The following is a 15,493-nucleotide window of genomic DNA, read 5'->3' on the forward strand; positions in this document are numbered from 1 at the left end:
TTCGGAGCAGTCCTAGCAGGCCGGGCGGAACGAATCCGCCGACGCCCGTGTCCAGTCGTCCATCCACGATGACGGCGGGTCCACCAGAAGCTGGTCCACACACAGCCATTCGAAGATCTCGGCGTAGGAACGCTGCTCGGTGGACGACACCCGCTTGCGCAGCAGATGCGGATTGAGTTGTGCCGGATCGGTGATCCCCATCGAGGCCATGATCCGCATCGCCTGCGCCACGGTCGCGTGCTGATAGCGGTACACCCGCTCGCTCTTGTCGTCGACGTCGAGTGCTCGTGCGCGGCGCGGGTCCTGGGTGGCCACGCCCACCGGACAGTGGTTGGTGTGGCAGCGCTGCGACTGGATGCAGCCGGTCGCCATCATCATCGAGCGGGCGGCGTTGGTGTAATCGGCTCCCTGGATCAAGCGCTTGACGATGTCGTTGCCCGAAGCCACCTTGCCGCCGGCGCCCAAGCGTATCCGGTCGCGCAGCCCGGTACCCACGAGGGCGTTGTGCATGGTCATCAGGCCGTCGGTCAGGGGTAGCCCGATGTGGTCCTCGTATTCCAGCGGCGCCGCGGCGGTTCCGCCCTCGGCGCCGTCGATGATGATGAAGTCGGGTGTGATCTGTTCGCTGCGCATCGCCTTGCACATGGCCAGTACGTCGACGCGCGACCCGACGCACAGCTTGAACCCCACGGGTTTGCCCCCGGAGAGTTCCCGCAGGCGCCCCATGAATGCCATGAGTTCACGCGGCGTGGAGAACGCCGAATGTGCTGCGGGACTGACACATTTCTGTCCCACCGGCACACCGCGGTAGCGCGCGATCTCCGGGGTCACCTTGGCTCCCGGGAGCACACCGCCGATCCCCGGTTTGGCTCCCTGGCTCAGTTTCACCGAGATGGCCTTGATCTCGTCGGTGGCCGCCTTGTCGGCGAACTGCACCGGGTCGAAATGCCCGTCGGCGGTGCGGGTTCCGAAGTAGCCCGACCCGATCTCCCAGATGAGGTCCGCCCCGCCCAGGTGATACGGGGTCAGTCCGCCCTCGCCGGTGTCGTGGGCGAAACCACCCTTGCGGGCGCCGTTGTTCAACGCCCGGATCGCGTTCGCGGAGATCGCACCGAAACTCATCGCCGACACGTTGAGCAGCGCCATGTCGTACGGCTGGGTGCAGTCGGGTCCACCCACCCGCACCCGGTAGGGCTCGGCGGGCGGATCCACCGGCGCCGAGGAGTGCACCAGGTGCTCGTAGCCCTCGCGGTCGATGTCGCGTTCGGTGCCGAAGGCCAGTTCGGCGGCGGTGCCCTTGGCGCGTTCGTAGATCAGCGAGCGGGTGTCGCGGTCGTACGGCCGGCCGTCGAAGTTGCGTTCGATGAAGTACTGCTGGATTTCCGGACGCAGCCCCTCCATCAGGAACCGCGCGTGCCCGAGCACCGGATAGTTCCGCAGGATCGAGTGGCGTCGCTGCGCGAGGTCGTACACCCCGACCGCGGCGAGCAGGGTGAGCAGCACCGCGGGAATGATCCAATCCCACGGTCCCGCAACGGCGGCCACGATCGATGCGACGGCCAGCACCACGAGGGCGGCCACGGCGAGCACACGAGTCACGGTGGGACTGTACCCACCCGTGCGTCGCGGTTGGGCGTTTAGGCCAACCTAGCCCGTCCGGGACAGCGGTTGCTGGGCGAGCACGGATGCCGCCATCGTCTCCATGTCCGAATCGGGGCCTTTGGACATCACGGCGATCCGCACGTCACCGAGGTCGGTGATCCAGAATTTGTCGCCGTCGTAGGTGGAGTAGGTGACCCATTTGTGGCCACCGATCTGCCGGACACCGGTCCCCGACGACACGTCGTCGCCGCCGAGTTCGCCGACCAGGGCGTCCTCGCTCGCATCGGTCTGGGTGAGTTGCAGGTAGGCACCCGGTGCGGTGATCCACCCGACATTGCTCGACTGCTTGCCGGCGATCTCGCCGGTGCTGCCGGAGTTGGGTTTCCATCCCTGCGGGGTGGGTGGACGGCGGATCGGGAACGCCATCACGCGGGCGTCGGCGGCCAGACCGTTGTGCACGTCGTAGGCGGGGGTCCGGTCGTCGGATGCCGTTCCGGTGAGTCCCACCGAGCAGTTCTGCGACGCGATCGCCACCAGGGCGCACACCGCCAGCAGCGGGATCAGCGTCCAGATCATGTCCTTGCCGCCGATCATGATGCGCGGTTTGCTCGCCATGGCATCCGAGTATCCCAGACATCCGAATCGCGCCGTCACGGCCGGGCGGCAGCGCGTGGGCAGCGTCTCAACCTCGGGTGCGTGCACGGTCACTCGGTGTGACATGCGAAGATGAGGAGACTGAGCATCGCGCCGACGTCGAGGAGTCACCCGGACATGTCCCCTTCCATCAATCAGGCCCCCGATCGCAATCTGGCAATGGAATTGGTCCGCGTCACCGAGGCGGCGGCGCTGGCCGCCGGACGCTGGGTGGGTCGCGGTGAGAAGAAGAAGGGCGACGGCGCGGCCGTCGACGCGATGCGCGAACTGCTCTCCACGGTGTCGATGCGTGGGGTGGTGGTGATCGGCGAGGGCGAGAAGGACGAGGCCCCGATGCTCTACAACGGCGAGGAGGTCGGCGACGGCGACGGCCCCGACTGCGACGTCGCGGTGGACCCGATCGACGGCACCACGCTGATGGCCGAGGGCCGCCCCAACTCCATCGCGGTGATCGCGGTGAGCGAGCGCGGCACCATGTACGACCCGTCGGCGGTGTTCTACATGGACAAGATCGCGGTGGGCCCCGAGGCCAAGGGCGCGATCAACATCGAGGAATCCGTCGAGTGGAACGTGAACTCGGTGGCCAAGGCCAAGGGCATCGACGTGGGTGACCTGACCGTGGTGGTCCTCGACCGCCCCCGCCACGCCGACCTGATCGGCGAGATCCGGCAGGCGGGCGCCAAGATCCGGCTCATCTCCGACGGCGACGTGGCCGGTTCGATCGCCGCCGCAGGCGATTACAGCACCGTCGACATGCTGATGGGGGTGGGTGGCACCCCGGAGGGCATCATCACCGCCGTCGCGATGAAGTGCATGGGCGGCGAGATCCAGGGCAAGCTCTGGCCGCGCAACGAGGAGGAGCGCCGCAAGGCGATCGACGCGGGCCACGACCTGAACCGGGTGCTGGGCACCGACGACCTGGTGCGTGGCGAGAACTCGTTCTTCTGCGCCACCGGCGTGACCAACGGCGACATGCTGCGCGGGGTCACCTACCGGCCGACCGGCGCCACCACCCGATCGCTGGTGATGCGCTCCAAGTCGGGCACCATCCGGCGCGTCGAGTCGGTGCACAAGACCGCCAAACTGCGCGAGTACGCCCGCCTCGACCTCGGCTGAGCGTCCCCGGGCCCGTGAGGTCCTGAGTACTCTTCGCCTGTGCCCACCGCATCGGCTTCGTCGGATCGTCTCCTCGCGTTCACACTGCTCGCGGCAGCGGGATTTCTCGACGCGATCGCGTTCACGGTGCTCGGAGGCTCCTTCGTCGCGTTCATGTCGGGTAACACGACGATCCTGGGCCAATCGGTGGGCACCGGCCACTGGCATCCGGCGGCGCTGGCCGGCGCGCTCATCGCCTGCTTTTTCCTCGGCAACGTCCTCGGCAATGTGATCACCCGGTGGGGTGGGCCGCGGCGGCATCTGGTGCAGACGTCGACCACGGCGGCGTCGGCAGCACTCGGCAGCCTCGTGGCCACCACCGCATCACCCACCGCAGGCCTCATCCTGGTGGCGATCAGCGGCGGCATGATCAACACCACGCTCTCGCGGTCGTCCGACATCCACGTCGGATTGACCTATGTCACCGGCACATTGGTGAAGGCGGCGCAGCAACTGGTGTACGGCATCAGGACCGACACCCCGTGGCAATGGGTGGGCACACTGTTCGCCTGGCTCGTGTTCGCCGGTGGCGCCACCGCCGGCGGGATCGGCTACCGGACGCTCGGACTGTCGGCGATGTGGATCGCGGTCGCGGGCCTCGTCGTCGCGATCGCACTCCCCCGGCGCCCCGACTGAGCCGCCGGCCATCCAGCCGAACCACCGATCAGCCGAACCGCCGCATGCCGGTTCGCGGGCCACTTTCCGTCGACGCGGCGAGGTCGAGCACCTCGCCGAATCCCGCGACGATGCAATCGGCGAACAGGTCCGGCTCGGTGATCGATGCACCGTCGCAGTTGAGCCCCAGACACGCCGTGCCGTTGTGCGTGATCATCGTGGCCATCACCGCACATCCGGGCAGCGGGCCGAACGGGAAGAGCCGCTCCACCTTTGCCCCGGCCACGTAGGTCTCCCACGGGATGCCGGGCACGTTGCTGGCCTGCAGGTCGTTCTGACTGGTGGCGCCGCTGAACTGCCCGAGCAGACCACCGGGAACCCACGCCAGGAGCGGACCGAGGGCGTTGAAGATGTCGACGGCCGGTTCGGTCCGGGCGGCGCGCACCTGTTCGCGGATGGTCAGCACCCGTTCGAAGGGGTCGTCGATACCCATCGGTCCGGCGAGCCTGCCCACCGCGATCCGGTTGCCGCCCTCGGGATCCTCGGGACGACGCACCGAGATGGGGATGGCGACGGGGATGGCATCGACGGTGCTGCCGAGCTTTTCGTGATAGATGCGGAATCCGCCGATCAGGCCACCGAGGTACACGTCGTTGATCGACGCGCGGGTGGCGGTCGCGGCCGCCTTCAGCTCGGTGAAGGGAACCTCGAAGGCGAGGAACCGCCAGGACAGGCTCCGCGCGGCGAGCAACGGCGATCCGGGCGGGCTGACCATCCCCGCCACCCGCGGCACCGACCGCCCGTACCGCAGCACCTTGCTCAACGCGCGTTTGGGATCGGTCAGCGCCCAGGCCCCCCGCAGCGCGGTTTCGACGCGGTAGGGCACGTGGGAGAGTTCCTCGCCGACCTGCCGGCGCAGTACTTCGAGGGCGGAGATGTTGGTGGGCGCGGGCACCGGCGGCTGCGGTTTGTCGGTCATCGGCTCGCGCGATCGCGAATGCAGTTGCGCGAGAGCCAGAATCGCGCCGAGTCCGTCGGTGAGCGCGTGGTGTGCCTTGGCGAAGTAGGCGGCCTTGCCGTCGGCGAGACCGACGATGAGATAGCCCTCCCAGGGCGGGCGCGCCGGGTCGAGGGCGGTCATCGCGAGTTGTTCGCAGGTCGAGAGCAACTCGCGCATCGAGCCGTCCCCGGCCAGCCGGATCCGCCGGACGTGATAGTGCAGATCGAATTCGGGGTCCACCGACCAGCTCGGGGTGCCGGTCCGCAACGGTGATTCGATCACGCGCTGCCGGAAGCGCGGCGCCATGCGGCTGCCCCAGTCGTGCGCGGCGAGCAGGCGATCCCAGTCGGGTTCGCAGTCGTAGATCTCGAGCATCGAGATCGTGCCCCGCAACCGGCGGTCGGAGTCACCACGCCACATCACGGTGTCGACCGGACTCATATGGGGTTCGGTGCCCCACGACAGGGGCTGATCGTCGCTCATCGGGCCACCTCCACGGTCGCGGCCGACTCGGGGTCGGAGAGGGAATGGTCCGGCCACTCGGCGAGCGTCGTGATGAACATCTGCCGGACCTCCTCGGCGTGCTCGCCGATATCCTCGGCGCGCCACGCCGACGTGTCGACGGGCGGCAGCACCTGCACCTCGACGGTGCCGGGCGCCACGAGTTGCGCACCGCGCCACATCAATTCGCCCACATTACGCAGGACCACCGGCACCACGGGCACGCCGGCCTGCATCGCGATGTGGAACGGTCCCTTCTTGAACGGCGCCACGCGCGGGGTGGGCGATCGGGTGCCCTCGGGAGCGACCACCAACGACATCCCCTCGTCGCGTAGCGCGCGCACCGCGGGCTCGAGCTGGTCGATGGCCTTGCCCGCGTCGGCCCGGTCGATGAACACCAGTCCTGCCGCGTCGAGGATCTGACCGAACACCGGTAGCTGCTGGATCTCACGTTTGGCCACCCCGGTGGCGCGGTGGCGCACCAGGTGGATCAGGACGGGCAGATCCAGCTTGGACTGGTGGTTGAACACGAAGACGCACGGACGGCTCTCGGTGAGGTTCTCCTCGCCGGCCACCACCTCGACCTCCACCCCGGCCAAGGTGAGCCCCACGTCGTTGCCTCCGGCGATACCGGTCTGCATCATCTCCACCGAATGACCCCGGCGCACGAGTCCACCGACGACACCCGCGGCCGCGCCGGTGAGGAAGGACCCGTACATCGCGCTGGTCCGCAGCACCATGCCCAACCTGTTGTGTGTGGGATTGCGCAGGTCAAGGATCGGCCAGCCACGTTCCTGCGCCTCACGGCGCAGGGTCCGCCCCGGCGAGACGGCGGTGGGGTGCCCCACACTCTCCAGGTAGGGGATGTCCTCGTTGCCGTCGCTGTAGGCGAAGGACGCGTCGAGGTCCATGTCGTAGCGGCGTGCCAGCGCCCGCACGGCGGCGGCCTTTCCGGGCCCCCACAGCGGCCGTCCCAGCACCTCACCGGTGACGACGCCGTCGATCACCTCGACGTCGGTGGCCAGCGCGTGGTCGGCGTCGATCTCGCGGGCGATGGGTTCGATCTGAAAGCGGGTGGCCGACGACGCCACCACGATGCGGTGACCCATCTGGCGGTGCGCCTGGAGGATCTGCCACATCTGCGGCCGGATCTTGGCGGCGGTTTCGCGCCGGAACAGATTGTCCCCCATGGCGATGAGCTCGTCGTAGGTCCGGCCGGCGAACGTCGGTTTGGTGGCTTCGAGGACTTCGGCATAGTCCTGTTCGGACTCCACGCCGCGCAGCCCGATCAGCATGAAGTCGGCGACCTCGCCCAGACCGAACTGCATGCTGCGGATCCGTTCACCGAAGATCGCTGTCGCCGAAAAGCCCTCGATCAGCGTGCCGTCGTAATCGAAGAACGCGCCGATCTGCTTGCCGCGCGGTGCCGAACGGATCTCGTCGAGGCGGTCCTGCAACGCGGTCATCACGCGGCCCGCAGGTGTTCGGCCTCGATCGTGGCGATGAGCGCGAGTCGCTCACGCATCTCCTCGACCTCGGCGAGCCAGAGTCTGCGTCCGGCCGCCACGTCGCCTCCGGCCGTGCCACCGGGTCCGCCGGAGTCGACGAGTCCGCGGTTGTCGGCCAGCCGGAACGCGGCATCGTAGAGTTCCTTCGACACCGAATCCTTGCTCCGCACAACACCTTGCATCGCCAGCTGGGTGCCGAGTCCGAGACAGTCGGCGATCAGTTGGTCCTTGTCGACGGCCGCGGCGTCGGTGGCCACGAGGCGGCGCGCCACCACCAGTTGCGCGTCGAAGAACGGCTGCAGCGTCCGTCGTGCGAACAATGCGCCCGACGTGGCGCGGAAGGTCTCGTCGAGCCACGTGGCGGTCGGCGCCACCTCCCGCCATTCCTGCGAGATGATGTCCATCTCGGCGCCGAGGCGGTGCAGGAACTCCTGCTTGGGCGGAAAGAAGAACTCGAACTTGAGGAGGTCGCGGATGCGCAGCGCCTCCTCCTGTGAGGCGGCCAACGATCGGTCGCGATCGGCGTGGGGTTCGCGCTCCACCGCGGCGATCAGCGCGAGTTCGACGATGGAGCGGCCCACGAAGTGGTGCAGCGCACCGTTGCGGTAGTACGCCGCCACGGTGTGACTGTCGGGGGCGATCGACCACACGTCGGCGACACCGCCACCGTAATAGGTGAGTACGCCGGCGTCGGTCAGTTCGCGCAGCGTGGACTGCAGGCCCAGACCGCGACACAGCGCGGGGTCGGGACCGGGTAACCCGCGAGCCTCGACGTAGTGCAGCAGCGGCGCGAGGATGTCCTCGATCTCCGAGGCCGTGTAGGCCCGGTTCCAGGCGCCCAGCAACGCGAATCCGGCCAGTGAGGTCGCCGAGATCGGTGTGGCGGCGTTGATCTCGTCCATCACCTTGAAGGCGATCTTCTCCAGCTTGGCCGGGTCGTCGGCGTTCTCGGCGATGGCCTCACGCAGCGAGAACGGCTCACCGAATCGCACGCGTGCCTCTCCGGAGTACTGGCGCTGCGCCTTCGCGTACTTCAACAGCCACGTCATGTCCTCGGGCTTCTTCACGCCACCGGCGTTCTCGCGGGCGATCGCGGAGATCTCCTGGAGCTGGTCATACACGATCGAGGTCGGTACCACCATCATGTCCGGACCGTCGAGTTGCTCGACGGCGTCCACCACGTAGTTGAGCAGGCCCATCATCGGGGGGCGGAGCTTGCCGGTGCGGCTACGACCACCCTCGATGTACCACTCGAGGTTGAAGCGCTTCTCCACGATGAACGAAAGATACGAGCGCATGGCGAACTTGTAGACCGGATCCTTGCCGAACTTGCGACGAATGAAGATTATGCCCGCGCGACGAGCGACCGGTGCCACCGGCCACAGCGCCAGGTTGTTGCCGCCGAGTACCAGGTTCGGCGGGAAGTCGTGGCCGCGCAGCGCCTCTGCAAGCACCAGCGGATCGACGTACGAGCGGTGCGACGGCAGGAAGATCAGACCGTGGGTCTTGTTGAGGCTGCGCAGCTTTCCGAGCGTGTCGAGGTCGACGGCGATCGTCCAGGTGCGTTGGTAGAGCTGCCGGAACACCGAGGAGAAGATGTCGTCCATCAGCCGGCTCTGGGTGGCGACGAACGTCGACATCTTGTCGATGGTCTCGTGCATCACCGCGGTCACCGGCCGGCCGAGCTCGGCGGCGAGCTTTTCCGCGTTCGCACGGAACCGCGCCGACGAACCGATCTGTTCGGCCACCAGCTTGGGCACCTTGTAGCGGTCCCCGATGAGCTGGCGTTCGGCGCGTTCGGCCGACAACGACGCCTGCAGCCCGATGAACGCAGCGAAGTCCTCACCCTCGGCCGACGACTGTTCGTGACGTTTCTGCAGCTCTTCGACGGTGGCCGCCTCCCCCGCCACCACCCGGACGCGGTCGGGGGCGCGCTTGCGGATCGCCGCCTGACGGAACGCCGGGGGACGTCGCGGATTCGACAGCGCGAGCACATCGGCAACCGACACCCGGCGCTCCCCCTTTCGCACCGGCGGCAGCCACACCACCCTGGCCGGGATCAGCATCGTGTCGTGGTCGATGCGCTGCGGGTCGATCTCGTCGAGGGTCTGCAGACTCGCATCGGGATGGCTCACCGACATCCAGTCGGTCACCGCCTCCCGTTCGCATTCGGTGCGGACCTCGGCAAGCACGATCTCGGCCACAGCTGACTCCTCCCGGGGCTTCACAACCCGCATCGGATCACTAGTACACCCCATTGTGATTCATCGCACACTATCGCCTCCTTGCTCCCCGCCGCACCGCGGGACCCTGCGCAGACCCCTCGCTCCGCCGGGCCCGCATCCGCGACGTTGGAGTAGCCGGGACGTTGGAGTAGCCGGGACACGGGTTCGCCGGCCGGCGCCGGATAACGCGTAATCGACTACGCGCGCCCACCCGTCACCCGCGCCGCAGTCTCAATGGGACACCACAACCGACGCGAACGGCGAGAGACACCGATGGCAGAGCACACGGAGACCGCGACCGGGCACATGGATTCCACGACGGGGCACATCGAGGCCACCCTGGGCCGCCGGGCCAAGGTGATCGAGTGGCTGCGTCGCTACCTGCCATTGGAGATCAGCGGCTGGGTCGGCGAGTTGGGGGCGGCGTGGGTCGCGTACGCGTCCACCGGGTCGCTGGTGGTCGCCGCCGTCGCCGCCACCGTGGGCTCGTCGGTCGGGTACTACCTACCCGCATACGTGAACGCGGTGCGCTGGACGTGGCCCACGCTGGCCGGCCGGACGATGTGGACGCGGGTCGCGCTGGTCAACGTCATCGCCCTGCGCAGCCTGGCCGTCGAATTCGGCATCGGCGAGGTCATCGACAGCGTCGTGGTCCGCCCCGGCCTCTACTACCTCGGTCCGATCCTGCTCCAGAACACCGTGGCCGGATGGGTCGTCGGCGGATTCATCGCCGACGCCGCGTTCTACGTCTGCACGATCTTCAGTTACGAGCGGTTCGGACGCTGGCTGGCACATCCGCTGGCCAAGCGTGGCGAGAGCGCCGAGCAGACCGCTGCGGCGACCGATCCGTCGTCGGCAACCGACCCGCAGGCCGAGGATCTGGTGGCGTGATGACCACCATGTCGTCGCCGGTCCACGACAGCACAGCCGGGTTGTCGGCGGCTCACACACGCATCCTGGACTTCCTGGAAACCGAACGGCCACCCACGCCGTGCCTGGTGGTCGACCTCGACACCGTGCGTCGACGGTTCCGGGCGATGCGTGCCGCGTTCCCCACCGCCACACCCTTCTACGCGGTGAAAGCGAACCCGGCGATCGAGGTGATCGATCTGCTGGTGGCCGAAGGGTCGGCGTTCGACGCGGCCGGCGTCGCGGAGATCGACCGGTGCCTGAGCCGGGGCGCGGCACCGGAGACCATCTCCTACGGCAACCCCATCAAGAAGCCGCGCGACATCGCCCACGCCTACCGCCGAGGCGTCCGGACGTTCGTCTCCGACAGCGCCGAGGACATCCGGTCGATCGCCGACCACGCCCCGGGCAGTGCGGTGCTGGTGCGCATCCGCACCGATCCCGGGCGCTCGGCCATGCCGTTCGGCCGCAAATTCGGGTGCTCCCCGGACCTGGCTGCCGACCTGTTGCGGCTCGCCCACCGCCTCGGTCTCCAGGCGCGAGGAGTCGCATTCCACACCGGATCACAACAACTCGATCCCGACGCCTGGAACGCACCGATCGGTCACGCGGCATCGGCATTCACCCGATTGCGCACCGAGGGAATCGAATTGACGACGCTGAACCTCGGGGGCGGCTTCCCCGCGCACTACCGCGAACAGCCCGCACCGTTGTCGACGTTCGGGCGGTCGATCGGGGCTACCGTGACGGCGCACTTCGGCTCGCACGTGCCGGAGCTGATGATCGAGCCGGGACGGTCGATCGTGGCCGACGCGGGACTCATCCGATCCGAGGTGGTCCTGGTGACCCGTCGCGATCGTGCCGGCGGCCATCGCTGGGTCTACCTCGACATCGGGCGGTACAGCGGACTGGCCGAAACCGAGGGTGAGGCCGTCGCCTACCGGCTGCGGACGGGCGCCGACCACGGCCCGCACGGCCCGGTGGTGATCGCCGGACCCACCTGCGACGGCGACGACGTGATCTACCAGCACACCCCGTATCGACTGCCGTTGGCGCTCGCCGCGGGCGACCACGTCGACCTGCTGTGTACGGGCGCCTACACATCGAGCTATTCGTCGGTCGAGTTCAACGGATTCGCGCCGCTACCCACCTACTGCCTCTGAGAAACGACCTGCCTCTGAGATACGACCTGCCTCTGAGACACGACCTGCCTCTGGGATATGAACGGAGAACACCGATGACCGAGATCGCCTGTCACCCGATCGACCTGTGCCGATTCGCCGGTGAGCACGCTTTGGCAGAGTTGTCGGGCGCACCACCGGGCCTCCTCGACGACGAGCAATTCCTGACGACCAGCCTGCGCGCAGCCCTGATCCACGCCGACACCACCGTGCTTCACGTTGTGTCCCAACGCTTCACGCCGCAAGGGGTCACGGTACTCGCGCTCCTGTCCGAATCGCACGCGTCGATACACACCTATCCCGAGTACGGCGCGGTGTTCGTCGACGTGTTCACCTGCGGGACCCGCGCGAAGCCGACGGCGGCGATCGACCACCTCGCCACCGCGCTGCGGGCCCGCGCGGTCCGCCGGGACGTGATCCGCCGCGGAGAGACCGACGCGCCCGGACCGGAGCGGGCGGTGATCGCATGAACGGCCGCTCGGTACCGGAGCCCGTGGCCCCGGGCATGACCCGGCACTGGGCCATCGGCGACGTGCTGGTGGACACCCGGACGGCATACCAGCACCTGCTGATCGCCCGGACCGCCCAGGGGATCTCGTTGTTCTGTGACGACGACCGGCAGAGCACGGAGTTCAGCCAGCTGACCTATCACGAGGCACTGATGGTGCCGGCATTTCTGCTGGCCGACCGTGTGGACCGGGTGCTCATCGTCGGGTCCAGCGAGGGTGTGGCCTCCCAGATGGCGGTCGAGGCCGGCGCCACAGTCGTCGACCACGTCGACATCGACGAGCAGGCCGTACGTCTGTGCGCGCAGTACCTGCCCTACGGGTACTCGCCCGGGGAACTCGCCGCCGCGGAAACCGGCGACGGCCCGATCCGCATGCATTTCGTCGACGGCTTCTCGCACATCGCCACCACCGCCGAACGCTACGACGTGGTGGTGGTCGATCTACCCGACGAACGCGACGAGGCCGCGCAACACAACCGTCTGTACGAGACGGAGTTCCTGCGCCTGTGCCGGGCGCTGCTGCGCCCCGGTGGCGTATTCGTCTCCCAGGCCGGATGTCAGACGCTGTGGCGCAACACCACCCTGATCCGGATGTGGCAGCGCTTCCACACGGTGTTCGACTCGGTGACCTACGACGGCTCCGACGAGCACGAGTGGGCCTACCTCTTCGGTCGCGTCGATCCGGTGGACGATCCGGCGGCGCTGATGTGCGCCAGGCTCGCAGCATGCGGCTACCGCCCGCGCACCATCGATGCACTCGCACTGATGGGCAACGGTGTTGCGCCGATCAGTGTGCGCCGCGCCCCGTTGGCGGTCGAGGCCTGAACTCCCAACTCCCCTTGCGCAGCGCGCTGACCGGCCGCGATAGGATTCAAGGGTGAGCGCAACAGCCCCCGCGCCGGAGTTCCGCTATGCCGAATTGCTGCCCTCCGGCGCCGACGAGACCCCCTACCGACTGATCACCACCGAGGGGGTGTCGACGTTCGAGGTCGACGGCCACCGCTTCCTCCGGGTGGCCCCCGAGGCGCTGCAGCGGCTGACCGCCGAGGCCATGCACGACATCGCCCACTACCTGCGCCCGGCGCATCTCGCGCAGCTCCGCAAGATCATCGACGATCCCGAGTCGTCGGGCAACGATCGTTTCGTGGCGCTCGACCTGCTCAAGAACGTCAACATCTCGGCGGGTGGCGTGCTGCCGATGTGCCAGGACACCGGCACCGCGATCGTGATGGGCAAGAAGTCCGAGGGCGTCCTGACCGGCGTCGACGACGGCGAATGGATTTCCCGGGGGGTGTACGACGCCTACACGAAACTCAACCTCCGGTACTCGCAGCTGGCCCCGCTGACCACCTACGACGAACGCAACACCGGTACCAATCTGCCTGCGCAGGTGGAGATCTACGCCACCGAGCAGGGCCCCAAGGGGCCCGAGTACAAGTTCCTGTTCATGGCCAAGGGCGGTGGGTCGGCGAACAAGTCGTTCCTGTTCCAGGAGACCAAGGCCATCCTGAACCCCGACCGTCTGCTCACCTTCCTCGACGAGAAGATCCGGTCGCTGGGCACCGCCGCGTGTCCGCCCTATCACCTGGCGGTGGTGATCGGCGGCACGTCGGCCGAGTTCGCGCTCAAGACGGCGAAATACGCGTCGGCGCACTACCTGGACACGCTGCCGACGGAGGGATCGATGTCCGCGCACGGTTTCCGCGACCTCGAACTCGAACAGAAGGTGTTCGAGCTCACCCAGTCCTTCGGGATCGGAGCGCAGTTCGGCGGCAAGTACTTCTGCCACGACGTGCGGGTGGTGCGCCTGCCGCGTCACGGCGCGTCGTGCCCGGTGGCGATCGCGGTGTCGTGCTCGGCCGACCGCCAGGCCCTGGCCAAGATCACCGCCGACGGGGTGTTCCTCGAACAGCTCGAAACCGATCCCGCGCACTACATGCCCGACGCGGGGGTCTCCGAGCACATCGAGGGTGGCGCGGTGGTCGAGATCGACCTGAACCGGCCGATGCCCGAGATCCTCGCCGAACTGTCGAAACACCCGGTCAAGACGCGGCTCTCGTTGACCGGCCCGCTGGTGGTGGCCCGCGACATCGCGCACGCGAAGATCAAGGAGCGGCTCGACGCGGGCGAACCCATGCCCGACTATCTGCGCGACCATCCCGTCTACTACGCCGGTCCGGCCAAGACGCCCGAGGGCATGGCGTCGGGTTCGTTCGGTCCCACCACGGCCGGGCGCATGGACTCCTACGTCGACCAGTTCCAGGCCGCCGGCGGGTCGATGGTGATGCTGGCCAAGGGAAATCGCTCGACGAAGGTCACCGACGCCTGTCACCGTCACGGCGGCTTCTACCTCGGTTCCATCGGCGGGCCGGCCGCCCGCCTCGCGCTCGACTGCATCAAGAGCCAGGAGGTCATCGAGTACCCCGAACTCGGCATGGAGGCGGTGTGGAAGATCGAGGTCGAGGACTTCCCGGCGTTCATCGTCGTCGACGACAAGGGCAACGACTTCTTCACCGACCCCGGCGGCGCCGTGACCGTCCCGCTCGGTGTCCGCGTCCGGTCCTGACCGCAGGGCTTGTGCCGTATTTCCGAGTCGCCTGGTGACTCGGATCTACGGCACTGGCGGGCACGAGGGACACCGGGAGGGCGATCCGGTCCACCCATGCGATCGGAGTACCTGCCCGACCTGGTGTGCGGTCGCACATGCACGGCCGAACACCTGTCCCCAGCCCAGTCGCAGCGTCTGGCGCGCGGCACCGACCGCGGCGTCGAGGTCGCGCTGCAGATCACGGTCGCGCTCTCGGGGTCCGTCGTGCCCCGCGCGTCCGTCGAGTTCGACGACCACTCCCCATTCCGGATAGTCGACGTCTCGAAAACCGCGGCGGCCGACGGTGGTCGGCGCCTGTCGTCGGGGCGACGGAAGTCCATGTGCGCGTTCGATTCTGCGGAGGTACGCGTGCTCGAGCACCGAACACGTCCCGTCCCGAACGTCGTGGAGGACGTTCACGATCAGTTCGCGACGGCGCATGCGTGGTCGACGCCGCGTTGCCTCGATCAGCCTGGTGGCCGTCGTCGTCCGCGCGTTGACGGCCTCGGTCAGATGGCCGACGACGTCGAGTTCGGATGACGCGGCGTCGGCGAGGTCGAGCACTGCTTCCTCGACGCGTACGCGGGGCGGGTCGGTGTGCCACAACACCCTGTCGTCGAGCCGGGACGCGTAGTGGACCACGACCCCCGGTCGTCGCGTGATCCGGCGCGACCGGTCGACCACGATGTGAATGACGCCCGCGGATCGTTCGTCCAGGGTCGCCGGCGCGGATCCGTGTGCCGGCGCAGACCCGGGAATCAGGGCCGACGAGTGACTCAGGGCCGCGGGGTATGCGTCGAGTACTGCAGCCCAGGCGCGCTGCCGCCACGTCAACGGCCCTGTGTGGTTGACGTAGACCCCGGGGTAGACGGTGGCCCATTCGCGTCGGCGCACCATGCGCCGGATGTCTGCCGCCGAGAAGCCTCCCGCCATCGCCTGGCCACGGGTGATCACACCATGCTGCGTGCGCAGCAGATCGTCGACATGTGACAGTGCGGTCCGCAGGGGCGAGGTCATGCCCGACAGTGTCGCCCGCTTTCCTTCCGTG

The 15,493-nt window shown here is 68.1% G+C and carries 13 protein-coding genes; 7 read left to right on the top strand and 6 right to left on the bottom strand.

All coding sequences use genetic code 11. The features are described from left to right. Positions 1-12 precede the first annotated feature (12 nt). Positions 13-1,599 (bottom strand): FMN-binding glutamate synthase family protein, encoded by a 1,587-nt coding sequence (locus ACWDTD_RS06070; protein WP_449746170.1) that lies wholly within the window; start codon positions 1,597-1,599, stop codon positions 13-15. 48 nt (positions 1,600-1,647) lie between these two features. Then, on the bottom strand, positions 1,648-2,217 hold the full coding sequence (locus ACWDTD_RS06075) for a DUF4245 domain-containing protein (protein WP_449746171.1): 570 nt from the start codon (positions 2,215-2,217) through the stop codon (positions 1,648-1,650). 156 nt (positions 2,218-2,373) lie between these two features. Here ACWDTD_RS06075 and glpX point away from each other — a divergent pair, with 156 nt between their 5' ends. Both glpX and ACWDTD_RS06085 read left to right on the top strand, forming a co-directional pair. Then, positions 2,374-3,372, top strand: a complete 999-nt coding sequence (glpX, locus tag ACWDTD_RS06080) for a class II fructose-bisphosphatase (protein WP_449746172.1) — start codon at positions 2,374-2,376, stop codon at positions 3,370-3,372. 39 nt (positions 3,373-3,411) lie between these two features. After that, positions 3,412-4,047 carry a YoaK family protein gene (locus ACWDTD_RS06085; protein ID WP_449746173.1) on the top strand — a complete coding sequence of 212 codons (636 nt, stop codon included), beginning with the start codon at positions 3,412-3,414 and terminating at the stop codon, positions 4,045-4,047. A 28-nt stretch (positions 4,048-4,075) separates the two neighbouring features. Here ACWDTD_RS06085 and ACWDTD_RS06090 read toward each other — a convergent pair whose 3' ends face one another. Genes ACWDTD_RS06090 through ACWDTD_RS06100 form a run of 3 tightly spaced genes read right to left on the bottom strand, consistent with a single transcriptional unit; the run spans position 4,076 to position 9,239 of the window. Next, positions 4,076-5,509: a wax ester/triacylglycerol synthase domain-containing protein gene (locus ACWDTD_RS06090; protein WP_449746174.1), complete on the bottom strand. Its 1,434-nt coding sequence runs from the start codon at positions 5,507-5,509 to the stop codon at positions 4,076-4,078. After that, positions 5,506-6,993, bottom strand: a complete 1,488-nt coding sequence (locus tag ACWDTD_RS06095) for an HAD-IB family hydrolase (protein WP_449746175.1) — start codon at positions 6,991-6,993, stop codon at positions 5,506-5,508. The genes ACWDTD_RS06090 and ACWDTD_RS06095 overlap by 4 nt, the downstream gene beginning before the upstream one ends. Further along, positions 6,993-9,239 (bottom strand): glycerol-3-phosphate 1-O-acyltransferase, encoded by a 2,247-nt coding sequence (locus tag ACWDTD_RS06100; RefSeq protein WP_449746176.1) that lies wholly within the window; start codon positions 9,237-9,239, stop codon positions 6,993-6,995. Before ACWDTD_RS06100 ends, ACWDTD_RS06095 begins: the two co-directional genes overlap by 1 nt. 294 nt (positions 9,240-9,533) lie before the next feature. Between ACWDTD_RS06100 and ACWDTD_RS06105 the strand changes: the two genes are divergently transcribed. The 5 genes from ACWDTD_RS06105 to ACWDTD_RS06125 all read left to right on the top strand — a co-directional run bounded on the left by ACWDTD_RS06105 (position 9,534) and on the right by ACWDTD_RS06125 (position 14,424). Next, positions 9,534-10,151 carry a hypothetical protein gene (locus ACWDTD_RS06105; RefSeq protein ID WP_449746177.1) on the top strand — a complete coding sequence of 206 codons (618 nt, stop codon included), beginning with the start codon at positions 9,534-9,536 and terminating at the stop codon, positions 10,149-10,151. Then, positions 10,151-11,332, top strand: coding sequence for a type III PLP-dependent enzyme (locus ACWDTD_RS06110; protein ID WP_449746178.1), 1,182 nt, complete (start codon positions 10,151-10,153; stop codon positions 11,330-11,332). The genes ACWDTD_RS06105 and ACWDTD_RS06110 overlap by 1 nt, the downstream gene beginning before the upstream one ends. A gap of 74 nt (positions 11,333-11,406) precedes the next feature. Further along, positions 11,407-11,820, top strand: a complete 414-nt coding sequence (gene speD, locus ACWDTD_RS06115; protein WP_449746179.1) for an adenosylmethionine decarboxylase — start codon at positions 11,407-11,409, stop codon at positions 11,818-11,820. Beyond that, positions 11,817-12,683: a spermidine synthase gene (locus tag ACWDTD_RS06120; RefSeq protein WP_449746180.1), complete on the top strand. Its 867-nt coding sequence runs from the start codon at positions 11,817-11,819 to the stop codon at positions 12,681-12,683. The genes speD and ACWDTD_RS06120 overlap by 4 nt, the downstream gene beginning before the upstream one ends. Positions 12,684-12,735: 52 nt before the next feature. Beyond that, complete coding sequence (locus ACWDTD_RS06125; RefSeq protein ID WP_449746181.1) at positions 12,736-14,424, top strand: fumarate hydratase; 1,689 nt, start codon at positions 12,736-12,738, stop codon at positions 14,422-14,424. Positions 14,425-14,469: 45 nt separating this feature from the next. Here ACWDTD_RS06125 and ACWDTD_RS06130 read toward each other — a convergent pair whose 3' ends face one another. Next, the gene (locus tag ACWDTD_RS06130; RefSeq protein WP_449746182.1) at positions 14,470-15,462 is read right to left on the bottom strand and encodes a type IV toxin-antitoxin system AbiEi family antitoxin domain-containing protein; all 993 of its coding nucleotides are present in this window, start codon (positions 15,460-15,462) and stop codon (positions 14,470-14,472) included. Positions 15,463-15,493: the final 31 nt, after the last annotated feature.

It is taken from the genome of Gordonia sp. NPDC003425 (assembly GCF_053588635.1).